This is a genomic window from Photorhabdus sp. RM96S (genome assembly GCF_042879335.1).
Classification (GTDB): domain Bacteria; phylum Pseudomonadota; class Gammaproteobacteria; order Enterobacterales; family Enterobacteriaceae; genus Photorhabdus; species Photorhabdus kayaii.
Genome location: NZ_JBHFKT010000027.1, coordinates 49,178 through 75,235, shown reverse-complemented (window position 1 = coordinate 75,235; position 26,058 = coordinate 49,178). Strand labels below are relative to the sequence as shown.

The following is a 26,058-nucleotide window of genomic DNA, read 5'->3' as shown; positions in this document are numbered from 1 at the left end:
CTTTTTTTAAAGCAGAACGAGGCGGTATCATGACAGCGCTACCTTGCAGAGATGTACTGTGCCTACATTTTACTCAATTTTGTGGCTGTGAAAAGTTTTTAGAGGTTCCCAGTACTTTAAAATATCCATAACTGATGGGCTGTAAAAAATGCCATTCCACATGAGGAGTACTATCCAGTACATCACAGACGGCCTGATGTCTGACAGCCTGATTTTGTGCTGATTTAACACCTTTCCACCAACCCTTAGGCTCATCCTCACTAATAAAAAACTGGTCATACCGCGCTTTGGCTTCCAGAAATAAGCAATACGCTGGTCGCCAGCCATCAAACGTCACTTTCAGGCATTGAAATTCCTGAATCATTTGTGTGAGCGGGTTATATTTAGTTTTCGCAATAAATCGCTGATAGTTAATCGTGATAGCGCTCCAACGGCTAACCTTACGATATTTTTCACTTGTCATCGGAATAGCAAGGCAAGCCTTGCACGCTTTTTTAGTTTCCGTTTTTTCACACTCTTCCGTTTCAGACCGGGCTTTAGTTTGAACTGCACTGGCATCAACAGATTCATCTCCTAAATCATCGTCCTCCCAAAAATCCGCATGGGCTTCGGCGCTCCAGACGATATTTCGATCTTCATCTGTGATTTCAGGGCTTACCACAAAATCCGTTTTCTTATGGTGAAGGTCGTCATCCTCTATAATGGATTTATCTTTACTGGCTTCCATCAACCCAACCGCAATTAATACTCCGGCACAAGCGCTGGCGACATATTCAGCCGCACCCACTGCGACCGGAGCTAATAAGGGTATTGGCATATTAACGTCTCCTGTTTATCTTATTTTTTGCAATATAAAGAATATCTTTAAACTGCTGTTCGGATTTTTGATCAGAGGATTCCAGGGCTGTCTTGATTGGCAAAGCGTGCTGAAAATCAGGATTAAACGCAACCAGAGATAAATAGGATTGAATCAAGTATTTATCCTGAAAGTTTAATGACAGCAAATAGTCATAAGCAGCCATTAGCCGTTCGTTCAGCGAAGATGGGGAAGGAATTAAATCCGCATGTTTGGTGAGAAGTTCGGCCTGTATACGATCAATCACCGTCTGTTTTTCCAGTTTGGTGATAATATCAAATTGTTCCTGAGTCAATTCAATCATAATGGAGCTCCTGACACCGAATAATAAGTGGCATTGTATTGATAAACCCATTTATTAATATCATGCGTGAATGCAAACAATTGTTCATGACTAAAAATGTCACTGATGCGATGCAAAATACGAGGATCATAAAAACGTAGCAGTGCGGTCTGTTTTGTCGGAAGTTGAATATTTAAATATGACACAAGATGGCGGGTCAGCTTATCTAATGACAGAGAGGTTAATAACCATGATACTGCCGGATACGTTTCTTCAAGTATTGACAATTTCTCTTGCCATTGATGCGCATATTCCATATCAAACAGCCACGGGCCTGCAAACGCAAGTTTTGAATCTGGATAGTGCCGGAATAGTGGGTTGTTGACACCCAAGATATAATTAATCTCCTCACCAAAACAGCGTTCATACTGCAAACCATTCACCAGCGCGTAAAGCCGAATGCCGGGATGTTCTTTCTGATAATTAACCAGTTTTTCGTTTAATTCAGGTGTCATAATTACCCCCGGATAACGGTTATTGCTTCTTCAAGCTCAGCTTTCATCAAACAACTGAGACAAATTTCTTTAAGTGGTGCTTTAGCAGCAGGAGTTGGTATTTCAGCACTGACCTGTTTCAGTTTATCCAGCTTATCTGGCAGTTTTCCTCCCCAACCCGAGCCTGTGCCCGGTGTTCCACTGGCAAAACTGATCCCGGCACTACTGCTGATACCACTGGCATCAATTTTAATAAAATGCCCCGCAGCCTGTAAGGTGAGCTCACTGCCGGCATCAATGACTACCTTCGCCCCGGAACTGAGATGAATTTCATTTCCACTTTGTACCAACAACGCATCGTCAGCTTTGATATGAAGTTTTTGCCCGGTTGAAACGGAAATGTCATTCTTCGCCAGAACACGATATTCATTATCAACACGTAAGTGGGCGTCGTGTTTAATATGATGAGTCTGATTATGCGCAATATTGACCATTTCATCGTTTAAAATCTCCGTTTTCATGTTCTTCTGAGCATGAATATAGATTTCCTCACCGCCTTTATCATCATCAAAACGAAGTTCATTAAACCCTTCCCCTTTATGGGTTTTTGATCGGATTACCATCTGCGTTTTTGCCATCGGTAAACGGTTCGGTGGGAGATTAATGGCATTATAGGTACGACCAATAATAATCGGCTGGTCAGGATCGCCATGCATGAAATCAACCAGTACTTCCTGACCAACACGCGGGATGGTCATCATTCCCCAACAGTGTCCAGCCCAAGCTTGGCTAACTCTTATCCAGCAAGAACTTTGATCATTAAGCTTGCCATACCGATCCCAGGCAAATTGCACCCGTACCCGTCCATATTCATCACAAAATATTTCTTCTCCCTCTGGCCCCACCACGGTGGCAATTTGCAGGCCATCAATACGTGGCTTCGGGTAAGGCAAGGGACGCCATACCCGATTGGGACTACCAAAGGTAAAACCATTCGTCAAAGTCGTCCCTCTGCTACCAAAATGGGACTCATCTGCTTGAGGTTGATGACCGCGGTGAGTAATTTGGATTATTTGCCACGGCGCATTAAATTTTTCTTTCGGATGATCGGTAAGCGTAAACCACATGCCCGGTAAAAGAGCAAAACTGTCACTTTGCCCACTGCCGAGCAAAGCATCATTACGCAATGCCTCCAACCGGTACTGACTTATTCGCTGCCCATTTTCATCTTTATAACGTCCGGGAAAGTCATAGTAATAGTAGCTATTTAAATCCGAACGCTGATTGCCGATGTACCTGTGATTTTCATGGAATTGAAAATCGGAAAGCCACCGGGGATGTTTAAATGTGTAATCTCTCACCGAAATTTCAGCAATGCCCACTCGTTCTCCCCAACGAAACTGGCTGATGCAACACTGGTTGCCTGTGGCATCAGGTTCTGGGTTGTAGGGCAGTGAAAGAGAGCCATTCTGGGCATAAGAGTCGACAAAAATCATTGTCGGCTCGCCCTTATCCTGATTGAAGTTATAGTAATAAAAGATCCCTTCATCAGCTAACAGACGCTGTAAAAAAGCCAGATCACTCTCATCGTACTGAACACAAAACTCCCGTGCTGGATGTTCATAACGCAATAGACAAGAGAATTGCCGAACGCCATTTTCTTTCAATAACCTATCAATAATATCGGAGACGGATTTATTCTGAAAAATACGGGAGTTAACCCGCAATCCAGCACGCCACAAGGAAGGGTGGAGAGTCAGGTAATAACAACTACGATAACGGCCCGTTGTTTCCTGCACAAAATGGGTCACAATCCCGGTGATATAACGCTCAGGCTGACCGTCACGATAAACGGTCAATGTGGCGTATTGATCCAGAACATCCGCAAAATCAATATCTGAATTGGCACAAGTCACTGTGGCTTGCAAACTGAATAACGTTGACAAGGCTTCATTCAGTGTAAATTCAACCACAGCAAAAGTTTTCACAGGGAGATTACCGGCCGTGAGAGTAAAAACCAGCCCGGTTCGTTCCACATTAAAATCATTAGCCATAAGCAACTATTACCTATAATTGAGTTATCAGCCTGAAATATACCCTAAACGAAATGATCATAAAAGAAGCAATTATGATGTTTTTTAATCAATCAAGCAATAAAGTCATAAGAAAATATGATGAAATACAACATTGGCACCACAGTGGAGTTTGGCAACTTTCAAACGGACTTCGCTTTTGGCTATGCCATAGTTGGCCGTCACGGTACTTAAAAGCGCTTTCAAAAAGCAGAAAACAGAAAACAGAAAACAGAAAACAGAAAACAGAAGGAATGTATTTCTATTTCTGTGGTCCAGTTCCCTTTATGCAATATGTCGCTAAACAGTTATTGGATATGGTTGGATATGGGAATTGATAAACAATTTATTCACTATGAATGTTTTGGTCTACATAAAATGATTTAAATTTTCAACTTAACACTAAACAATAAAACACTCTTGCGTTTTTCAAGCCAAAACGGCGATCCTGTTTCAGGTGAAAAGTGCCAATACATGATTTGAGACAAATGAAGGTTAACACTATGAAAATCAGTCATATGTACCTCCTCATTATGAAGCCAAATTGACAGGTACGAATATTCAGCTTAAAAAAGATAATAAATTTAAATGACTTATAAAATAATTGAGGCTCTTGCTTTATCCGGTAAAAAAGAAAAGACACAACAATACAATTTTAATCGGTTTTTTAAAGATAGCCTCAAATTCTCATAATAAATTCAAATCGAGAATAGTCATTAAGATTCAGTGATTGATAATTGATTTAAAACACATTCGATAATTAAGAAAATATTATCACTCATTAATATGATGCGCGATTTGCAAAAGATAAATTTCTTTATCAAAATGGCATATGACCACCTTGAGAATAATTAATTTATACCCGTCATCTTTCAAATTGCCTCTTTGTTGGCTGCACTCGCTCACCCCGGTCACATAGTTATCTATGCTCCCGGGGATTCACTCCCTTGCCGTCGCGATCCATCTTGAAATCCATAGGGTATATAACTGTATTTTCAAATGATTATTTAATTAACCACATTCCTGATTATGGCTGATTAAAATATTTATCTAATCTTTATATTATTAGGGTGGCCTTTTTATCTACCTGTCACCACCCCAAAAAATTTAAATTAAGTTAAATCGCCTCTTCGTCCTGCTCACCAGTACGGATACGCACAACACGCGCCACGTCGAATACAAATATTTTACCATCACCGATTTTCCCGGTCTGTGCCGTCTGCATAATGGTTTCAACACAGGTATCGACAATATCATCTGGCACGACAATTTCTATTTTCACTTTTGGCAGAAAATCCACCATATATTCCGCACCGCGATATAGCTCTGTATGACCTTTTTGGCGCCCAAAACCTTTCACCTCTGTTACCGTCATTCCGGTGATACCCACTTCCGCCAGAGCTTCACGCACATCATCTAGTTTGAAAGGTTTGATAATCGCATCAATCTTTTTCATGAAGTTTTCCTGTTGTTACCAGTTTTTACGGCCGAAACCAGAGGTAATCGGGTAGCGTCTGTCTTTACCAAAATTACGTGGCGTAATACGCGGCCCCACCGGAGCCTGACGACGTTTATATTCGTTGATATCAACCAAACGAACAACTTTACGTACAATTTGTTCATCAAATCCTGCCGCCACCAGCTCATCAACCGACTTATCCTGTTCCACATAACCTTCCAGAATATCATCCAGAATGTCATAAGGCGGTAAACTGTCCTGATCAAGCTGTCCAGGCGCCAATTCTGCCGATGGCGGACGATCAATGACTCTTTGAGGTATCGCCGGCGAAACGGTATTACGATATTTTGCTAATTCAAATACCAATGTTTTCGGTACATCTTTCAGCGCATTAAAACCACCCGCCATATCACCATATAATGTTGAATATCCCACCGCTGATTCACTCTTATTACTGGTCGTCAGCACAAGACGATGGCGTTTATTAGACATCGCCATCAGAATAACGGCACGGCAACGCGCCTGTAAATTCTCTTCGGTGGTATCTTTGGCCGTACCGGCAAACAGAGGTTCAAATTGTGCCATAAATGCATCGAATACCGGTTCGATCGACACCACATTAAACTCAACACCCAACATATCAGCCTGTTCTTTAGCATCTTCTATACTCATTTCAGATGTATAGCGGAATGGCATCATAACGGCCTGAACATGATCTTTACCCAATGCATCAACCGCAATTGCCAACGTTAAGCCAGAGTCAATCCCCCCAGATAAGCCTAACAACACGCCTTGAAAGCCATTTTTGCGAACGTAATCATGTACTGAAAGGACTAATGCTTGATATACCTGCTGCAATGGCGGTAATTCGGGTGCCGGATTAACCATAGGTTCAATCCCTAATTCATTAAAGCGGCATTGTTGGATTTGTTCATTAAATGCGGCTAACCGATGAGTCATTTCACCACTTGCATTAAAAACTTTAGAGCAGCCATCGAAAATCAGCTCATCCTGACCACCAACCTGATTAAGATAAATCATGGGTAAATCTGTACGTTGGCAATGTTCTCTAATCAGTTCATAACGGATATAAGGTTTTTCACGATTATATGGAGAAGCGTTGATAGAAAGAACTAAGTCTGCGCCAGCCTGTTTCAAGGCATCAATCGGCTCATCAAACCATAAATCTTCACAAATCAATAAGCCGAGATTGTAACCCCTAAATGGCACAACACAGCTTTGATTGCCCGCTTTAAAATAGCGTTTCTCATCGAAAACACCATAATTTGGTAACCGTTGCTTGAAATAACGGGCCAAGATCTCCCCTTGCCAGAATAAGGAAAGTGCGTTGTAAATCTCCCCGTCATGCTCCCAAGGATGACCAACTAAAATAGCAGTTTGGCAACTGGACGCCTGTAAACGTGCTAATTGCTCACGGCAACGCTGATGAAAATCAGCCCGGAATAAGAGATCTTCTGGAGAATAACCGGATATCGCCAGTTCAGAAAACATCACCAAATCAGCACCTTGGTGCTGTTGTTCCTGTACTGTCTGCAACATACGTTCACAGTTGCCTTCAATGTCACCAATCATCCAATTAAGCTGTGCAAGGGCAATATTAAGAGTACGGCTCATACAATTTGGCTCTCCCAAGCCACCAATTTTTATGCCAGTGTAAAAACTTCCTGAGCAGCAGAAAAGTTATTCTTTAAAATCATTCGCATCCAATTCATGGCGCGCCAGTAATTTGTAGAATTCAGTCCGGTTACGCCCCGCCATACGCGCCGCATGAGTCACATTACCTTTGGTCATTTGCAATAATTTACGCAGATAATTCAGTTCAAACTGATTTCTGGCTTCTACAAAAGTAGGTAACGCTGTATTTTCCCCTTCCAGGGCCTGCATAACCAAGGCTTCACTAATAACCGGCGCAGTAGTCAGCGCAACACACTGTTCGATCACATTAACAAGCTGACGCACATTGCCAGGCCAACTTGCCGCCATCAGGCATTTCATCGCATCAACTGAAAAACTACGGACAAAAGGTTTATGACGCTTCGCTGATTCACGCAACAGATGATTCGCCAATAAAGGAATATCTTCAACCCGGCCATTCAAAGCTGGAATTTTCAAGTTCACCACATTTAGGCGGTAATAGAGATCTTCGCGAAACTCATTTTTTGCCATAGCCTTCGGTAAATCACGGTGAGTCGCTGAGATAATCCGTACATCAATATCCAGATCACGGTTACTTCCGAGCGGGCGTATTTTACGTTCCTGCAATACGCGCAATAATTTAACCTGCAAAGCCAATGGCATATCACCGATTTCATCAAGAAACAGCGTTCCCTCCTGTGCAGCAAGGAATAGCCCTTCACGGCTGCTGACCGCACCGGTAAATGCGCCTTTAGCATGACCAAACAGTTCTGACTCAAGGAGTTGTTCCGGCAAAGCACCACAGTTAATCGCGATAAATGGCTTTTTCGCCCGGGGACTGGCGCGGTGAATTGCCTGGGCTAGCACTTCCTTCCCCGTACCACTCTGACCGTTTATCAGTACACTGACATCAGATTGAGCAACCATTCGCGCCTGCTCCAACAAGCGCAACATAGCAGGACTGCGGGTAACTATCTGCTCCCGCCACTGTTCATCACTGGCAGGCGTGGATAACGCCAATGCGCCATCAATCGCTTTATAAAGCGCATCCCGATCAACGGGTTTAGTCAGAAAACTAAAGACACCCTGTTGAGTGGCCGCTACTGCCTCTGGAATTGAGCCATGAGCCGTCAGAATGATAACCGGCATACCCGGTTGTTGCTTCTGGATTTCAGCGAACAGTGCCATACCATCCATTTCATCCATACGCAGGTCACTGATCACCAAATCGATTTTTTCTTTAGTTAACAATCTTAACGCTTCACCGCCACTTTCTGCGGTTGTGACACGAAAGCCTTCACTGGTAAGACGCATTCCCAACAATTTCAACAAACCAGGATCATCATCAACCAGAAGAAGATGGGCTGGTTTACGCGCTGTCATGGTGCTGCTCCTTTATCTGATTCAGAAGTATTGTTTGGCGTACTATTTTTGTCAGGTAATGCCGTCGTCTCTGGCGTTTCAACATGTTTATCCAAATTGCCTGAGCCAGTACTCCCCTGATTTTGTTTACGGGAAGAGAGCTGACGTTCAATATCTGTCAGATTTTCCAGTTTACGAGAAGTTTGCTGTAGCTCAAATTCCAACCGTGCACGACTTTCACGCAGACGATCAAGTTTATTATCCGTATCTGCCTGTAATTTTTGGAATTTTGCCCGCTCCTCAGCCACTGCGATTTGCTGAACCTGCTGCTCACGCCATAATTGTAATAACGGTCGCAACGGATCTGGGAATTTCAACCTGTATTTGTTGAAGTTTTCAATCATCTTCCGACGCTCAGACAATGTAGGCCCGGCACTGTTAAGTAAGATACTTTGTTTAAAAGCCATATCCCAAGTAACCGGAAGCGTGTATTTCGCCATATTACGTGCTTTCGCTGATGTCAGGCGATCTGAACAATCCATCAGTCGCAGCCAGTAAAGCGCATTCTCAATCGATGGCGGCGTCTCTAAATCCCACATTAACTCACACTCGGCAATACGGTAATCCGTTACCCGTTGCTCTGGTATTACCATTTGAGTCACTGTCGCTAAATTATTATTAACCGGATTTTTAACGCAACCCGCCAATAAAAAAACAACGAAGATCAGCAGAATCATGCTAAAACCCCAAACTGAAACTCGTGGTAATAACAATCTGGCAACCAATACGTTTTTCCCAAGTTGTACTGCAATATTCTGCCGATCCGTCTTTCGTACAAAACGGTAAGTAGACCTGTTATGCATTATTTATTCATTCTCAGCAGCTAATGGCAATTTAATACGAAAACATACATCAGCAAATTCACTCTGAATCAATATCAGTTCGCCCTCCATACGCTTAATACAATCCTGCGCAATGCTTAGCCCAAGACCACTGCCTTTCACTGCACCTTTACGCTGGAGCGTTCCCTGATAGAACGGTTCAAAAATCATACTGCGTTCTGATTCAGGGATTGGCGTACCTGTATTAGCAACATTAATTTGAACATATTTGCCAATCTGACGACTTGAAACCCAGATGTTACCGGATTCGGCACCATAGTGCACCGCATTAGAGTAGAGATTATCAATAACCCGCATTAATAGTGTAGGCTCTGCCCATAAAATATCAGCATCAAGCTGGATTTCCGTCTGAATATTTTTCGATCTTGCGGGTAAACTGTGTGATAAAACTACCTCATTAACAATTTCCCGCAGAGAAACCTGTTGTTGCTCCGTCGGGCCATCTGCCAATTTACGGTTATAATCCAGTAATTGCTCGATCAATTGCTGTAAATGTTTACTACTATTATCAAGAATAGCAACCACTTCTTGCTGATCAGCCGTTAATGGCCCTGCCACTTCATCAGCCAGTAATTCTGTCCCTTCCCGCATACTTGCCAGCGGTGTTTTCAGTTCATGAGAAATATGACGTAAAAACTCATGGCGCTGTGATTCCAACCAAGCCAAGCGTTCACTGAGCCAGATGATCCGTTGCGCCAAAGAACGGAGTTCTCGCGGCCCCTGAAAAGAATCTATGCGAACGCCCAATGATTGCCCTTCTCCCAATCGGTTAATCATGCGTTCAATCCCTTTAACCGGCCCGATAATCATGCGAGTAAATAACGCGACCAATAACGCACTCAGTAGAAATAAAATAAGACTCTGCCAGCCAAAAAATTGCCCTTTTTCAGCAATATCTTTCTGTAACTGTTCTCCCCGGCTGAAAATAACATCACGGGTAGCCTGTACCATCTGGCTATTAGCATTGGAGAATTGTTCCAGTAATTGAGCGGCAGGTTGGGTAGGTTCACTATTGAGACAAGCGATTTTTGTTAACTGCGACAGCAAATCGTTAAGTGTCTTAATATACTGTTGATCATCAAGTATAACCATCTGATCTTTCAGCATCTTAAGGTATTGCTGATATTGCCTTTGGTAGAGGTTTTCCAGCGTCTTATCCCCTAACACGCAATACTGGCGGTAACTGCGTTCCATCTCCAACGCAATACCTGTCATAGCCTCACTGCGGCGGGCATCCGCTAGCGTGGTACGGTTTATATCAGCCGCTTGCTCACTGAGTTGATCAAGACTCTGATAAGCCTGATAAGCCAAGACCAACAACGGCAATAACACCAGCCAGAAGGCCATGACAACTAATTGGCGCAATGAGCGCGGAAATAAACGCCATTTTTTCAAGGAAATCATCTCGTAACCTGTCAGTACACCAATGCTAACCGACAAAGGGCTGATAGAAAAACCCATCGGCTGATAAATTTTGCTGTGACTGAACATCAGTGTAAGACGCAAACAGTACAAAAGGGCAGGTAAACACCTGAACGATGACGACGGGATAATAGTTTTTGCTACTATCCCGCCAGTGAGGGGGACTTATGCCTGTTGTTTATCTACAGTCAGACATAGGTGGTGCCTCACTCCACGTGTCGCCCGATGTTTGATAAGGCTCGAAAGCGATATCACTGAGTTGGACGGTAGGCACCTTATTCTGGCATCATTCGATCGATAGTTTATGTGGCATTTCTCCACCTAATGTGGGCCGACATAAGAAGCTGAATGAGCAACTGTGTCAGCTTAATGCATATTCTATGCCAATATTAAAATTTTAATTATAACTAGCTGTTTTTACTTTAGAAAAAATCAAACGTAACGTTTCTGCAACCAAACAGTTTCTTTTCCGGTATGAGTAAAATTTATTTTTTGTCGCCAATTAAAGACATCTAAAATCATGAAAATAAAAATAGATTAAAATCAAATAATTAAATGTCTCCTTTTTGAGACACCCATAACACATGTTTGTCGGGTAATTGAGACAATAGAGCAATTGGGCATCTAATTCATTAATAGTCCATATTTACCCCATATATGGCCTTTATCAGCAAATGATGTATTATTACAGAAGCAACAGAGTTTCTACTCGGAGGACACTTATGTATCAAACCCCAAATTCGCGGATTACGACAGTCTCCGCGTTTAAAAAAGAATTGGCTTCTATGGATGTATCGCAGCCAGTCACAGTAACCCAAAACGGGAAGCCGTTATATGTGGTTCAAGATCCGGTTCAGTTTGAAATGCAACAAGAACAAATGGCATTGTTGCGCCTGCTGTCTTTTGCTGAAAAAGACATAAAATCTGGACGAATTGTGTCATCTAGTGAACTACGAAATAATTTACGGAACTTAGCAAACGGTGATCATAAATAAAATTGCATATACCCAGACATTTGAAAACCAGCTTCATGAACGCTTTAGCTATTTAACCAGACATATCGGTGCAGAAGCATCTTGGGAGATTCTGGAAACCTTTTTATACAATTTTGAAACTCGTGTTCTTAAATATCCTAAAAGTGCTCCGCTATGTGAGGAAACGGCTGATATTGGGTTAACCAGCCACCATGACTATGTGGATACCAAATTGCAACTGCGAGCAATCTACAAAATAGATGAAGCTAACCATACCGTAATTGCTACACTGTTCCTAAATACACGACAGAGTTTACGCCAAGCACTGATCCAATATTGCCTGCGTAGAGACTGAACTTCTGACATTCCATTAGCCAAAAGGGAGAGCAATTTTTGCTCCCCCTTGTTGTATCAATTGAAAGTATCCTTCAACTGTTTAATTTAACAATTCTTGTTTATTAGATTGCAGCACTACCCTAACTGCTTACGAGCATTACGGAAAATTCGCATCCACGGGCCATCTTCGCTCTACTACTTTGGCTATTATAAATTTCTGACAGAGTGTTTTGGGTATTCTGTAAAAAATATATTCAAACTTAAATTAGTAAGAAAAAATACCGTTTTTTGACATTTTTTAGATAAAACAACCACAAAAATATATAATGTACATTCAACTTAGACTATATTTTTATGAATACTATTTAAAAATATCTTAAAAATTCCTTAAAAACACCCCAAATAAGTATTAAAAACACCCAATTTGTTCTTATTTTGCACAATACCACCCCGCACTGTTGTTTAATTCAACTATTGGAGTTGTAAATTTCATTTTATACTCTAGCATTATTAGAGAGTTCCCACCTATATAGAGTTAAAAGTAATATTCATTATGCGACAATATAGTTAAGAAAATTTTATTAATTATGAAAAGGTAAACAGAAATGAAAGTTATTGTTATTGGAGCAAGCGGTACAATAGGAAAAGCAATCTCGGAAGAATTAAAACAAAATCACGAAGTCATTCGTGCCGGAAGAAATGGCTTAGATGCTGTAGTTGATATCACTTCCGTTGATAGTATTAAGAGCATGTATGAGAGAATTGGAAAAGTTGATGCTGTAGTCAGTGCAACAGGTAGCGCACATTTTGGATCAGTTTCAGAATTAACTCCAGAGTTAAACGAAATAGGAATAAACAGTAAACTTAAAGGCCAAATTAACTTAGTACTGTTAGGAATGGACTATATTAACGATGGTGGAAGTTTTACTTTAACAACCGGAATTATAATGGATGACCCTATCCGACAAGGGGCATCAGCAGCTATGGCAAATGGTGGTGTCAAGGCATTTGTAAAATGTTCAGCAATTGAAATGCCAAGGGGAATTCGCATAAATAGCGTTAGCCCTAATGTCTTACAGGAATCATTGGATAAATACGGTGCATTTTTCCCAGGCTTTAATGCTGTCCCTGCTAGCCGTGTAGCACTTGCTTTTAGAAAAAGTGTCGATGGAGCTCAAACCGGACAAAACTACGAAGTTTATTAATTTGGAAAAAAGAATATTAATATATAGTCCTAAAAGATTGTATATTTATATTAGTTAGCTATCAAACAGCTAAATTAAGTTATCTCGTATTCAAACTGCCTGTACCAGTTATTCCCATCAGGATAGGCAGTAAATATTCTATATTTTACAAAGTATACACTACAATAAAGGTACGTTTATGGCTAAAATATATGAGTTAATCGTTATTGGTGGTGGATTGATTGGCCTTTCCACAGCATATAATGCAACATCCTTTTTTGGAGGACACACTGCATTAAACGGAAAAGATGTTCTCGTCCTAGAGCAATCTTCATTCTTTAATCAATTATCTAGTAGCGCAGAAGCTTCCCGTCAGTTCCGCTTTCAATACAATAATGACTTTATGACCCAATTGGTTATTGATTCTGTCCCAGAATGGGAACGACTCCAAAAACAAACAGTAACTAGACTTATTTCATATGTTGGTAGCCTTTGGTTTGGAGATCCAACAATCCCAACAACCGAAGGAGGAGTTAATTCTGCCATTAATACAATGAAAAGAATGGGTATTCCTTATCAATATTTAACCGCAAAAGAAATTGAAGCTTGGTATCAATTTAAAAATATACCTGATGATTATGTCGGATTTTTCCAATCCAACGGTGGTATTATTAATTTACCTGCAACTTTAAGAACCCTCTATAATATTTCTCACAATAATGGAGTACATTTTAAAGATTACAATTCAGTAACAAAAATTGAATCAGATGGCTGTAATGAAGTAATTGTAACGACAAATAAAGAAATATATCACAGCAAAAAAATCGTTATGGCCGTTGGTCCATATACCAATAAATTAATCTCGCCTTTGGGTACTACACTTAATTTAGAAATCTGGGATATGGTTTCTGCATATTTTCGTAAAAAAAATCCCGGAATAAACTATCCAACATGGTTTGCATTCCAGAAACCTAATGCTAAAAATAGTAACTTATATTATGGGTTCCCTGAGGCGCCTTGGAAAAACCCAAGCTACATTAGAGTAGCGCCAGATTATCCATTCAGAATTTATGACAGTCCAGAGCAACGAATACCGCCAACAAAAAGTGATTTTGAAGGTACAAACCAGTGGGTTAATAACCATATGAAATATCTTGACCCAGAACCCAAATTTACATCTACATGCATGTTAGCAATGCCAAAGGATGACAAACCTTTCTATTTAGATTCGTTACCAGGTCATTCAAATATTGTCATTTATACCTCTGGATGGGGTGCTAAATTCACGCCATTACTTGGCAAGATATGTGCCCAATTAGCTATTAATGGCCATACATTTTATGACGTAACTCCATTTAAAATCTAATATTAATATATAAAAAGGAAACCAACATGACTAATTCAAGAATTGAAATGGATCAAATTTCATATAAAGATGACAGCCAAGATGGACTATCTATTGATGTCGCTATAATAGGAGCCGGTGTATCTGGCTTATATGCTGGATATCGTTTATTGACAGGTGAATTCTCAGATAATATTCACTCTCCCTCTTCAGTTCATATCTTCGATTTGGATGATCGTATTGGTGGTCGTCTACTTTCTATTAAATTACCAGGGACAGATATCATTGGAGAATTAGGTGGCATGCGCTACATGACTTCTCAAAAAATTACAACTACTCTGATCGAAGATATTTTTCTACTAAATTATAAATCATTCCCATTAGGCAATCCCAACAACCATTTCTATTATTTTCGTAAACAACGCTTTAAAGGTAATGCATGGGATATTGCACAAGACAATAACCAAGAATTCAAAACGCACTATTATCTCAATAAAGATGAAGAAGGTTATAGCCCCAATCAATTATTTAACAAGATAATTTATGATGTCCTAACAGATGATCCATGGTTTATTGAAAAATATGGAGACTCAGTGAAAATAATAAATAAATATACTTATGAGTTCAAGATAAGATCTCGCCAATGGGATGATATAAAAATTAATTTATCTTACTATAAAAAGAATAGCCCTTATAATGGAATGAAAGTCCGAGAAATTGGATTTTGGAACTTAATAAAAGATCGAATTGGGCAGGAAGGCTACTCTTTCTTAGCTGATTGTGGCGGATATTTCTCAAATACAATAAATTGGAATGCCGCAGAAGCAATGCCTTACATGGTTGGCGATTTTTCATCAGATAACGTTGAATACAGAACCATAGAAAATGGATATGATCAACTCGCCTATGCGTTAGCGAAGAACTATAATGAAACTAAAGGCTCTCAGTTATGGATGAAAAATCAACTTGTAACTTTTAAGAAAGATTCAAATGGAAAGAGGAATTATGCTCTTAATTTTTGGAATAAAAAGGGAAAATATTACTGGACAGTCTATACTGACAAGATAATTTTAGCTATGCCAAGATGGTCTTTAAAACTTTTAGATCAGGAGAATTTTTTCTTCGATAAAACAAAAGAAAATAAACTACAAAGCAATATAGACTCAGTATTTAGTGAACCTTCTTTTAAACTATTAATGGGATTTGAATATCCGTGGTGGATAAAAGATTTCGGAGCAACGGCAGGAGAATCAATTACAGATCTACCTATACGTCAGTGCTATTATTTCGGCACTGATCCTAAAAACTCACACTCATTGTTCTTAGGCAGTTATAACGATATGCGTACAGTTACCTTCTGGACCCCCCTCCTACAGCAGAAATATCATCAAAGTTTTAAATTTGATGATATAAATCCTGATAACAAATATCTGCAAAAGTTTAAACCACATTCTACTAAATTGGTATCGAAAGAAAAAATTGAGCAAATATCCGTGCCAGGTAATGAAGCTTCTAAAAACTTAGTTGATGAAGCTATAAGCCAAGTAGAAGAACTACATGGTATAAAGATTCCACCCCCGTATATTGCACGAATTAAAGATTGGTCTCAAGATCCTTATGGCGGTGGCTATCATGCCTGGCATGCAGGAATCCATGTTAATGAAGTAATGCCCTATATGCGCCGCCCTATATGCGATGAATCAATTCATATTATTGGAGAAGCTTATTCAAGTCAGCAAGGATGGACAGAAGGAGCGTTTTGTGTGACGGAAAATCTTTTACAGGAGTGGTTTAATTTAAAAAGACCACATTGGTTGGCTGATGATTATTACCTAGGATGGTAATACAATGTTTAAAATAGACTGAGTTTTATTTCTTACAGTCCTATTTTTGCATATATACCTTAAATAGGTTTAAGAGCAGTCAATTCAAAAGCATGTAGGTTCAGACTCGTTTTTTTAAGTTAGAAAATGTAGTCAATTAATCCAGTTATCACCTCCAATAGGAAATTTATTGGACTATGATGCTTCGTATGTTCTATTTAATGAATATTTTTTGACTAATCAAATACAGTTTCAAAATGAATTGGAATAAATAAAAAAATGGCTTCAATTATGATTTCTCGTCAGTTACGGAATGAAAAATCTCAATGAAGCCAACGAACACTGTCAGCCGGAAAAACCGGCTGACACAATTTATACACTGGGATGCTTACCCTAACTGCTTACGAGCATTACGGAAAATTCGCATCCACGGGCCATCTTCGCTCCACTCCTCTGGATGCCACGAGTTATTCACCGTGCGGGATACCCTTTCTGGATGAGGCATCATAACAGTTGCCCGGCCATCAAGGCTGGTAACTGCGGTAATGCCATTCACTGAACCATTTGGGTTAGCCGGATAGTTTTCCGTAACCTGACCATAGTTATTCACATAACGCAGCGCCACTAACCGGCTGCTTTCAAGCATCTCAAGATGCTGTCTATCTCGGAATTCCACTTGCCCTTCCCCATGAGAAACCGCAATCGGTATACGAGAATCAACCATATCTTGCAAGAACAGTGACGGGCTGTCAGCCACTTCCACCAAACTGAATCGTGCTTCAAAGCGCTCTGAACGGTTACGTACAAAACGTGGCCAATGTTCTGCACCCGGGATCAACTCCCTCAAGTTAGACATCATCTGACAACCATTACAAACACCAAGCGCCAATGTATCAGGTTGTGCAAAGAAAGCGGCAAATTCATCACGAACACGCTCATTGAACAGTATTGATTTCGCCCAACCTTCACCCGCCCCCAACACGTCACCATACGAGAAGCCACCACAGGCAACCAGTGTCTGGAATTGGCTCAATCCAATACGTCCAGACAACAAATCACTCATATGAACATCAATCGCCTCGAAACCTGCTCGGTGGAACGCCGCAGCCATTTCAACATGGGAGTTAACGCCCTGTTCACGCAGTACAGCCACCTTCGGCCTTACCTGCTGCAAAATGTAAGGCGCTGCAATATCTTCTGAAACATCAAAAGTCAGTTTTACATTCAGTCCAGGGTCCTGATTATCCTGTTTAGCCTGATGTTCCTGATCTGCACATTCCGGGTTATCGCGCAGACGCTGCATTTGCCATGTGGTTTCTGCCCACCATAAGCGCAAGGTACTGCGATTCTGGCGATAGACTTCAGTGTTGCCGCTAAAGATAACAAAATCATCACCTGCTTTAGCTTTACCCAGATAATGTACGCAATCGGCCAGACCATGTTCTGCCAAAACGCTTTCAACAAATCCTCTATCCGATGCTCGAATCTGAACCACAGCACCCAACTCTTCCGTAAAGAGCGCCGCCAGAATATCTTCATCAAATACACTGATATCAGCTTCAATGCCACAATGGCCGGCAAAAGCCATTTCAGCCAACGTTACCAGTAAACCACCATCGGAGCGGTCGTGATAAGCCAGTAATTTTTGTTCCGAAATCAGTTGCTGAATCGCATTGAAGAAACCCGCCAATTGCTCAGCACTACGTACATCCGCGTTTTTATTACCCAGTTGACGGTAAACCTGTGCCAATGCTGTACCGCCCAGCGTGTTCTTTCCTTGCCCCAGATCGATTAATAACAACGCATTATTTTCATCAGTGGAAAGCTCAGAAGTGACTGTACGGCGGACATCTTCCACTCTGGCAAAAGCGGTAATCACCAGTGACAAAGGCGCCGTCATCTCACGCTCTTCACCTTGGTCATGCCAACGGGTTTTCATCGACATGGAATCTTTACCCACCGGAATAGTCAGCCCTAGCACAGGGCACAACTCCTCACCCACCGCTTTAACCGCCGCATACAAACCAGCATCCTCGCCAGGGTGACCCGCAGCAGACATCCAGTTAGCTGAAAGTTTAATGCGCTTTAAGTCCTGAATATAAGCAGAAGCGATATTGGTCAGAGCTTCACCGACCGCCATTCGGGCAGAAGCAGCAAAATCCAGCAAAGCGATCGGCGCACGTTCACCCATGGACATCGCTTCGCCATAGTAGCTATCAAGGCTGGCGGTGGTAACAGCGCAGTCCGCAACAGGGATCTGCCACGGACCCACCATTTGATCACGAGCAACCATACCAGTGACAGAGCGATCGCCTATCGTGATCAGGAAGGTTTTTTCTGCCACCGCCGGCAAATGCATAATGCGTTTAACAGCTTCTGTCAGATCGATATCCCGACGCTCAAGGCTTTCACCCCTCGCTTTTAATGTACTGACATTACGTAACATTTTTGGCGTTTTACCTAACAGTACATCCAAAGGCATATCGATTGGATGATTATCAAAGTGTTCATCATTAAGCAGTAAATGACGTTCCTCTGTTGCCTCACCGATAATGGCGTAAGGTGCACGCTCTCGTCGACAAATCGCCTCAAACAGCGGAAGTTGTTCCGGCGCAACAGCCAGTACGTAACGCTCTTGTGATTCGTTACACCAGACTTCCAGCGGGCTCATTCCCGGCTCATCATTAAGAATTCTACGTAACTCAAATCGTCCACCGCGACCACCATCACTGACTAGCTCAGGCATCGCATTGGAAAGCCCACCAGCACCCACATCATGAATAAACAGAATCGGGTTGTTTTCGCCTAACTGCCAACAGCGATCGATCACCTCCTGACAACGGCGCTCCATTTCCGGGTTATCGCGTTGTACCGAAGCAAAATCCAGATCAGCATCGGATTGCCCCGATGCCATAGAAGATGCGGCCCCTCCCCCCAAGCCAATATTCATGGATGGGCCACCAAGCACAATCAGTTTTGCGCCAACAGAAATTTCACCCTTTTTGACATGTTCATCTCGGATATTACCGATCCCACCTGCCAGCATGATGGGCTTGTGATAACCACGTAATTCGCTGCCGTTATGACTGTTGACTTTTTCTTCATAGGTACGGAAATAACCCAACAAAGCCGGACGACCAAATTCATTATTAAATGCCGCCCCCCCTAAAGGGCCTTCCATCATGATATCCAGAGCACTAACGATACGCTCCGGTTTACCGAAATCCTCTTCCCACGGCTGTTCAAAACCCGGTATCCGCAAATTGGATACCGAAAATCCCACCAGACCCGCTTTTGGCTTAGCCCCACGACCGGTCGCCCCTTCGTCGCGGATTTCACCACCCGAACCTGTCGATGCGCCCGGCCAAGGAGAAATTGCTGTCGGGTGATTATGCGTTTCCACTTTCATCAGAATATGAGCCTGCTCCTGATGGTAATCATATGAACCATTTTCCGCACGGGCAAAGAAACGGCCAACAGAAGATCCCTCCATCACAGCGGCATTATCTTTATAGGCTGACAGGACATAATCAGGTGTCTGCTCATAGGTGTTTTTAATCATTTTGAACAGCGATTTTGGCTGCGTCTGACCATCAATAATCCAATCAGCATTAAAGATTTTATGACGGCAATGTTCTGAGTTAGCCTGAGCAAACATATAAAGTTCAACATCTGTTGGATTGCGCCCTAATTTCTGGAAAGCCTCCATCAGATAATCAATTTCATCCGGGGCCAACGCCAATCCAAGTTCAATATTGGCAGTTTCTAACGCACTGCGTCCTGCTTGCAGAATATCAATGCGCTTTAACGGAACCGGTTGCTGACGAGAAAATAATTTCTCCGCCTGTTCCAATTGAGTAAAGACCGTTTCCATCATCCGATCATGCAGCAGTGATGACAATATTTGCCACTGCGCACCACTCATTTCATCGCTCTGGATATAATAAGCCAGGCCACGCTCCAGACGCACAACCTGGGACAGGCCACAATTGTGAGCAATATCGGTTGCTTTGGAAGACCAAGGGGAAATCGTTCCCGGGCGGGGTGTGACTAACAGCAATGTACCTTGGGGTTCATGTTCAGCCAGCGAAGGTCCATATTTTAGTAATTGTTGTAACTTTGCTGAATCAACATCACTCAAAGATGCATTAATCTCTGCAAAATGAACATATTCCGCATAAATATCATTGACCGGAAGTTGCTGTTCTTGACACACAGAAAGGAGTTTAGTGATACGAAATGCAGATAAAGCAGGTGAACCACGTAGAATTTTCATAGTAATCAATTCTCTCATCTTAGAAGCAAAGCTTAATAGATGCCTAAGGGGAAATGAGGCCATTATAGAGGATTGTAACCCATGACGAAACCGTTTGCGTGACGATTATTACAGCCAATTATCCTATCGCCAAATCATGCAAATAGTATCAATTAGGTTGCACAGCCCGTTTTTGTTCCGCAAAATGCTCAATCACTGGAAATTTAACCATAACAATATAGCGCGTTTCCACATAGCACCACACTGCGTTATACAGAGATAACCATTTGAATAATATAAAAATAAATTATTTCGTTATCATTGTTATCGCTCTTTTTTCTGCCGCCATCATTAGTCTGAACATCAGTTGGCCGAATAAACAGCAGGAGCAGATTAACAGGATCATTACCAGAGGAGAGCTACGGATCAGCACCATTAGCTCACCTCTGATCCATCTTACCGGTAAGAAAGAACTAAATGGATTTGATTACGAACTGGTACAACGCTTTGCTAATTACCTTGGCGTCAAATTAGAAATCAAATTTAGAACAAATATCAATCAGTTATTTGATGACCTGGAAAAGGGTGAAGCTGATTTTCTGGCCGCCGGCCTGACTTATCATCAAGAAAGGCTGGATCAAACCCGCACAGGTCCAGCCTACTATTCTGTATCCCAACAACTGATTTATCGCAAAGGAACTCCACGCCCCCGCTCTTTTAAAGACTTAAAAGGTAAACTACTGGTCGCTTCTGGTTCTGCTCATGTCAGCACATTGAAAGAAATGAAAGCGAGTTCCTTCCCTGAGCTCGAATGGAAGGAGACACAGCAATATAACACTCGCGAACTACTGGAACAGGTATCGGAAGGTAAACTGGATTATACGTTAGGTGACTCGATTAATGTCGCTTTGCAACAACGTACTCACCCTAATTTGGCCGTCGCTTTTGATGTGAGTGAAGATAACCCACTGACATGGTATTTAAAACGCATTGACGACTACAGCCTTTACGCTGCCATGCTAGATTTTTTCAGCCAGCTAACGGAAAAAAATGTCATGCCACGATTGGAGGAGAAATACTTTGGTCACGTCCACTCATTTGATTATTTCGATACACTCTCTTTTCTAAGTGCCATCGATAATATTCTGCCTACCTATCGGCCACTATTTGAAAAATATTCCGGTGATATCAGTTGGCAACTCCTCGCTGCCATTGCCTGGCAAGAGTCTCATTGGGACCCACAGGCAACCTCACCCACGGGTGTACGTGGCCTGATGATGTTAACCAGCCAGACGGCTAAAGGGTTAGGCGTCGTTGATCGCCTTGATCCAGAGGAGAGTATTAAGGGAGGGGCTATCTATCTGCAAAATCTAATGAAACGACTACCTGAAAATATCCCTAAAGATGAGCGCATCTGGTTTGCACTGGCAGCTTACAATATGGGTTATGGACATATGTTAGATGCCCGCAAACTGACGGCATCACAGAAAGGAAATCCCGATAGCTGGCTCGATGTCAAAAAACGGATTCCACTATTAAGCCAGAAAAAATATTATACAAATACCACCTATGGCTATGCCCGTGGACATGAAGCTTATCGCTATATTGAAAATATTCGCCGTTATCAGCTTAGTTTAGTCGGATATTTACAGGCCAAAGAAAACCGGAAAAAATTAATTCCCCAAGAAAACCAACCAAAATAAAAGTAAACAAATATAAGGCCCTAAGGAGTCAATTACAGCCATTATATATCCTCAGTTATATTATGTTTGACAGCTAATTCAGCTAACCATACTAAATTCGTCAGGACACTATCTCTCTCAAAGGATAAATCATGATTAATTTAGACATTAACGAACAAAACAAAATTATGGTCGTCAGCAGCCATGTATTTAGCCCGACGACAGCGAATGGTCGTGCTTTTACAGAGTTAATAGAAGCATTAAAAAAGAACAATTTCGCTGTTATTCTGGCTGCTACATTCCAAGATGGCATCGCTACCGTTTCTTCTGACTCCTCACTATGCTGTATTTTTGTTGATTGGACTTCAGGAGATAATAACTATGAATCTCATAAACAAGTCTTAGAATTACTGAAAGAAATACGCAGACACAATACAACCATTCCGGTATTGTTGACCGCGGAATATTCCAGCATCGACACACTGACACTTGAAGTCATGGGATTGGCAAATGAATTCGTCTGGATGCTTGAAGACACGGCTGGATTTATCGCCTCTCGCGCCAGTTCGCTAATTAAGAAATATTATGCTCAATTATTACCGCCTTTCACTCGTGCATTACTTCAATACACCCAAGAATCACCAGAATATTCCTGGACTGCTCCTGGGCATCAAGGCGGTGTTGCACTGACTAAGACAGCGGTAGGAAGAGAATTAATTAATTTCTTTGGGGAAAATTTATTCCGAAGTGATATTGGCATAGAAAGAAAAATACTTGGATCACTGCTAGATCATACAGGTGCAATTAAAGAATCAGAAGAATATGCCGCAACGATTTTTGGTGCCCATCAAAGCTATTGCGTTCTTAACGGCACTTCGGGTTCTAACCGTATTATCATGGGTGCCATTATTGGTGAGAAAGAGATTGTTATATGCGATCGCAATTGCCATAAATCTATTGGACAAGGTTTAATCATGACTGGCGCTTTGCCCGTATATCTTATTCCTCAACGCAACCGCTATGGTATTATTGGCCCCATTCCCAGAGATCAATTTCAACCAGAATATATCCAACAACTCATTGATCAACACCCATTAAAAGCGATCGCGATAGACAATAAGCCTGTTTATGCGGTCATCACCAACTGTACTTATGATGGAATATGTTATCACGCAGAACAAGCCCAAGATTTACTAGCAAAAAGTGTTGATCAAATTCATTTTGATGAGGCCTGGTTTGCTTATGCGCGTTTTAATCCTATGTATAAACATCGTTACTCAATGCGTGATGACCCAAATGATTTTGACAATAATGGCCCGACAATATTTGCCACTCAATCCACGCATAAGATGTTGGCAGCGCTATCACAATCATCCTATATCCATATCCGCAATGGTAAAAAACCCGTTGAACATTCCCGTTTCAACGAGTCTTATATGATGCACTCCACAACCTCACCGCTATATTCGCTTATCGCCACTAATGAAATTGGAGCGGCCATGATGGATGGCCCGCAGGGGCAAAGACTGATACAAAACGCGATTAATGAAGCCGTAGACTTCCGTCTGACATTAGCAAAAACCCATCATCAATTTAAACAAAAAGATGATTGGTTCTTCTTACCCTGGAATGCCAGAGAGATTATCAGCGCAGATAGCGGTAAATTAATTCCCTTCCATGAGGCAAACAGAGAACAATTGGCAACAGATCCTGCCTGTTGGGTATTAAAAGAGGGAGACAAATGGCATGGATTTACCAATCTATCAGAAGAATGGTGCCTGCTAGATCCAACAAAAGTCGGTATTTTATGCCCAGGAATGAATGATAATGATGAATTGCTGGAAAATGGCATTCCAGCCGAAATTCTTTCCGCTTATCTCAGTCAGCATGATATTGTGCCGGCACGTACCACCGATTTTATCGTTCTTTGCCTGTTTTCTATTGGCGTCACCAAAGGTAAATGGGGAACATTGATCAATGTATTGTTGAATTTCAAGAAACACTATGACGCTAATACTTCACTTAAACAATGTTTGCCAAAACTCGCGAAGCAATACCCTGAATATTATGAAAATATGGGGCTCAAAGATATTTCGGATAAAATATTCGGGTATATAAAAGAATATGAAATAGATATTGAGCAAAAGAAATCATTTAGCCAATTACCTGAGATAGTGAAACTCCCCCGACAAGCACACCTTGATCATATGGGAGGCCGCACTGAACATCTACCACTTAATAAACTGGCAGGGCGCATATCTGCTGTGAGTGTCATTCCTTATCCACCAGGTATACCAATAATCCTACCGGGAGAACGTTTTGGTGATGAACATGCGCCCCGGTTACAATATATTCGCCAACTCGGTGAATGGAATAACAAGTTCCCAGGCTTTGAAAAAATCCTAGAAGGCGCAGAGATGATAAACGGCGAGTACCATATATGGGTACTAAAAGAGTGAATCCATAGGGTATATCTATTGATTTTCTTCCTGCTGTTTTCTGGCGGCTTTTAATGCTTTATGTTGCAGCCGACGTTGTTTGAAAAAAGCACTCAACATCGTCGAACATTCCTCAGCAAGCACGCCACTGGTAATATCAATTTGATGATTCATGCCAGGATGGCGCAATATATCAACCAAAGAACCTACGGCGCCAGTTTTCATATCACTGGCGCCATAAACCAGCCGCTGTATTCGGCTATGTATTATAGCACCAGCGCACATAGTGCAAGGCTCAAGCGTGACGTATAAGGTGGTATTTATCAAACGATAATTTTGTAACTGCTCTCCCCCTTTGCGTAACGCAATAATTTCAGCATGAGCGGTAGGATCATGCGCGATAATAGACTGATTCCAACCTTCCGAGATGATTTTATTATCAGCAACCAATAGAGCACCAACAGGTATTTCCCCCTGCTCTTGCGCTTTCATTGCTCGTTCTATCGCCTGCTGCATCCAATATTCGTCACTATAGATTTCAATCACTGCCATATCTCATTTGATTACATCAGGGACAATTATAACGATTTGTTTTACCTATTTTCCAGATATATTTTTTTATTAATCCATTGGGAATAGATATCCGCGTTCATTTTATATATTTATTATTACTACAACATACCATCAACAAACAAACATATAATACAATTGTATTTCATGACATCTTTATATTTCATTTAAATAATAAGCCGCAAAAAATTTCAGCTTATTATTCATTTAAAAATACTAATTAAAAACCAATTGCAAGATATTGTCCAGCTATATGGACACCAGCAGATAATTTAATTTCATTTCCAAGATAATCGAAAGCTTTACCAGCTACCCAAGCGTTAAAACTATTCAATGTTCCATTGGGTAATGCAGCCATTGGAAGTGCCCACCCACCACCATCTGTCATAAAAACCCTCAAACAACTATTTTTAAAAGGCGTTGGTAAAATTACTTTATTTTCAACTAACGGCGTAAATTTATGTATTCCCCATTGAAGTATTAATCCACCCGGCAGTTGTTGATAACCATTATGAGATAAACTACCGGGGAATTTTTTGTTCGCGTGACACTCTAATGAATCAGCAAAAGTCTTATTAAGTGTTGCCAAATCACCATTATCCAAAACATCCTTTCCACACTGCGTGGACATAAAATTAGCCACGACAGAGGCTATTGTTGATGATTGTCGTAATGCCTTATTTAACACATGAGTAGTAATACTTTCTGGAGGAAACCCAGTTTGTAAATTCTGACTTTCTTCGTATCTTTCTTGACTGACTACATGAGCGTTATTACCAATAGAAAATGCTTTAAAATCATTCTTATTACTCATTTATCCACCTTACAAAAAAATAATAGTTTTCATTCAATAAAAACTTATTTACATAGAAATTTTCAAACACAAAGATAACATCAATGTAAAAACAAGCAATGAATCTATTTTAATCATTATGTTATTAAAGA

20 protein-coding genes and 1 pseudogene are annotated in these 26,058 nt (G+C 41.2%); 8 read left to right on the top strand and 13 right to left on the bottom strand.

Translation table 11 applies throughout. From position 1 onward, the window contains the following. Nucleotides 1-73: 73 nt before the first annotated feature. The 4 genes from ACGF49_RS16545 to tssI are packed head-to-tail and all read right to left on the bottom strand — an operon-like array spanning nt 74 to nt 3,687. The gene (locus tag ACGF49_RS16545) at nt 74-817 is read right to left on the bottom strand and encodes a Tox-REase-5 domain-containing protein (protein ID WP_387491927.1); all 744 of its coding nucleotides are present in this window, start codon (nt 815-817) and stop codon (nt 74-76) included. 1 nt (nt 818) lies between these two features. Further along, nucleotides 819-1,160 carry a hypothetical protein gene (locus tag ACGF49_RS16540; protein ID WP_036810422.1) on the bottom strand — a complete coding sequence of 114 codons (342 nt, stop codon included), beginning with the start codon at nt 1,158-1,160 and terminating at the stop codon, nt 819-821. Beyond that, entirely contained in the window at nt 1,157-1,654 is a 498-nt protein-coding gene (locus ACGF49_RS16535) for a DUF4123 domain-containing protein (protein ID WP_387491924.1), read from the bottom strand. Before ACGF49_RS16535 ends, ACGF49_RS16540 begins: the two co-directional genes overlap by 4 nt. 2 nt (nt 1,655-1,656) lie before the next feature. Beyond that, a complete protein-coding gene (gene tssI / locus ACGF49_RS16530) occupies nt 1,657-3,687 on the bottom strand; it encodes a type VI secretion system tip protein TssI/VgrG (protein WP_387491921.1) in 2,031 nt (676 codons plus the stop codon). A 272-nt stretch (nt 3,688-3,959) separates the two neighbouring features. Between tssI and ACGF49_RS16525 the strand changes: the two are divergent. Continuing rightward, nucleotides 3,960-4,092, top strand: a pseudogene (locus tag ACGF49_RS16525) (NO-inducible flavohemoprotein); the annotation flags it as partial. Between the two features lie 387 nt (nt 4,093-4,479). Here the strand turns inward: ACGF49_RS16525 and ACGF49_RS16520 are convergent. The 6 genes from ACGF49_RS16520 to ACGF49_RS16495 form a co-directional block, all read right to left on the bottom strand. Then, nucleotides 4,480-4,620, bottom strand: a complete 141-nt coding sequence (locus ACGF49_RS16520; protein WP_228900797.1) for a hypothetical protein — start codon at nt 4,618-4,620, stop codon at nt 4,480-4,482. 202 nt (nt 4,621-4,822) lie between these two features. Then, on the bottom strand, nt 4,823-5,161 hold the full coding sequence (gene glnB, locus ACGF49_RS16515) for a nitrogen regulatory protein P-II (protein ID WP_011147501.1): 339 nt from the start codon (nt 5,159-5,161) through the stop codon (nt 4,823-4,825). A gap of 15 nt (nt 5,162-5,176) precedes the next feature. Then, nucleotides 5,177-6,799: an NAD+ synthase gene (locus tag ACGF49_RS16510; RefSeq protein WP_228900799.1), complete on the bottom strand. Its 1,623-nt coding sequence runs from the start codon at nt 6,797-6,799 to the stop codon at nt 5,177-5,179. Between the two features lie 66 nt (nt 6,800-6,865). Further along, nucleotides 6,866-8,203, bottom strand: a complete 1,338-nt coding sequence (glrR, locus tag ACGF49_RS16505) for a two-component system response regulator GlrR (protein ID WP_112876349.1) — start codon at nt 8,201-8,203, stop codon at nt 6,866-6,868. Continuing rightward, nucleotides 8,200-9,045 (bottom strand): two-component system QseEF-associated lipoprotein QseG, encoded by an 846-nt coding sequence (gene qseG / locus ACGF49_RS16500; RefSeq protein WP_228900801.1) that lies wholly within the window; start codon nt 9,043-9,045, stop codon nt 8,200-8,202. The genes glrR and qseG overlap by 4 nt, the downstream gene beginning before the upstream one ends. A 3-nt stretch (nt 9,046-9,048) precedes the next feature. Next, nucleotides 9,049-10,488, bottom strand: a complete 1,440-nt coding sequence (locus ACGF49_RS16495) for a HAMP domain-containing sensor histidine kinase (protein ID WP_191214930.1) — start codon at nt 10,486-10,488, stop codon at nt 9,049-9,051. 740 nt (nt 10,489-11,228) lie between these two features. Here ACGF49_RS16495 and ACGF49_RS16490 point away from each other — a divergent pair. The 5 genes from ACGF49_RS16490 (at nt 11,229) to ACGF49_RS16470 (ending at nt 16,189) form a co-directional block, all read left to right on the top strand. Next, a complete protein-coding gene (locus tag ACGF49_RS16490) occupies nt 11,229-11,501 on the top strand; it encodes a type II toxin-antitoxin system Phd/YefM family antitoxin (protein WP_113043752.1) in 273 nt (90 codons plus the stop codon). Then, nucleotides 11,488-11,835: a type II toxin-antitoxin system RelE/ParE family toxin gene (locus ACGF49_RS16485; protein WP_113043753.1), complete on the top strand. Its 348-nt coding sequence runs from the start codon at nt 11,488-11,490 to the stop codon at nt 11,833-11,835. Before ACGF49_RS16490 ends, ACGF49_RS16485 begins: the two co-directional genes overlap by 14 nt. A 586-nt stretch (nt 11,836-12,421) precedes the next feature. After that, on the top strand, nt 12,422-13,021 hold the full coding sequence (locus tag ACGF49_RS16480; protein WP_113043754.1) for a short chain dehydrogenase: 600 nt from the start codon (nt 12,422-12,424) through the stop codon (nt 13,019-13,021). Nucleotides 13,022-13,199: 178 nt separating this feature from the next. After that, entirely contained in the window at nt 13,200-14,366 is a 1,167-nt protein-coding gene (locus ACGF49_RS16475; protein ID WP_113043755.1) for an FAD-dependent oxidoreductase, read from the top strand. 26 nt (nt 14,367-14,392) lie between these two features. Next, complete coding sequence (locus ACGF49_RS16470) at nt 14,393-16,189, top strand: FAD-dependent oxidoreductase (RefSeq protein ID WP_113043756.1); 1,797 nt, start codon at nt 14,393-14,395, stop codon at nt 16,187-16,189. Between the two features lie 367 nt (nt 16,190-16,556). Here ACGF49_RS16470 and purL read toward each other — a convergent pair whose 3' ends face one another. Continuing rightward, entirely contained in the window at nt 16,557-20,444 is a 3,888-nt protein-coding gene (gene purL, locus ACGF49_RS16465; protein ID WP_387491913.1) for a phosphoribosylformylglycinamidine synthase, read from the bottom strand. A gap of 266 nt (nt 20,445-20,710) precedes the next feature. On the opposite strand from purL, the gene mltF reads away from it, so the two are divergent. Then, entirely contained in the window at nt 20,711-22,126 is a 1,416-nt protein-coding gene (gene mltF, locus ACGF49_RS16460) for a membrane-bound lytic murein transglycosylase MltF (protein ID WP_113043757.1), read from the top strand. A gap of 131 nt (nt 22,127-22,257) precedes the next feature. Further along, a complete protein-coding gene (locus ACGF49_RS16455; protein WP_228901495.1) occupies nt 22,258-24,564 on the top strand; it encodes an Orn/Lys/Arg decarboxylase N-terminal domain-containing protein in 2,307 nt (768 codons plus the stop codon). A gap of 15 nt (nt 24,565-24,579) precedes the next feature. Here the strand turns inward: ACGF49_RS16455 and tadA are convergent, their stop codons facing one another. Both tadA and ACGF49_RS16445 read right to left on the bottom strand, forming a co-directional pair. Continuing rightward, on the bottom strand, nt 24,580-25,095 hold the full coding sequence (gene tadA, locus ACGF49_RS16450; protein WP_267479098.1) for a tRNA adenosine(34) deaminase TadA: 516 nt from the start codon (nt 25,093-25,095) through the stop codon (nt 24,580-24,582). A 238-nt stretch (nt 25,096-25,333) separates the two neighbouring features. After that, on the bottom strand, nt 25,334-25,927 hold the full coding sequence (locus ACGF49_RS16445; RefSeq protein ID WP_387491909.1) for a hypothetical protein: 594 nt from the start codon (nt 25,925-25,927) through the stop codon (nt 25,334-25,336). Between the last annotated feature and the right edge of the window lie 131 nt (nt 25,928-26,058).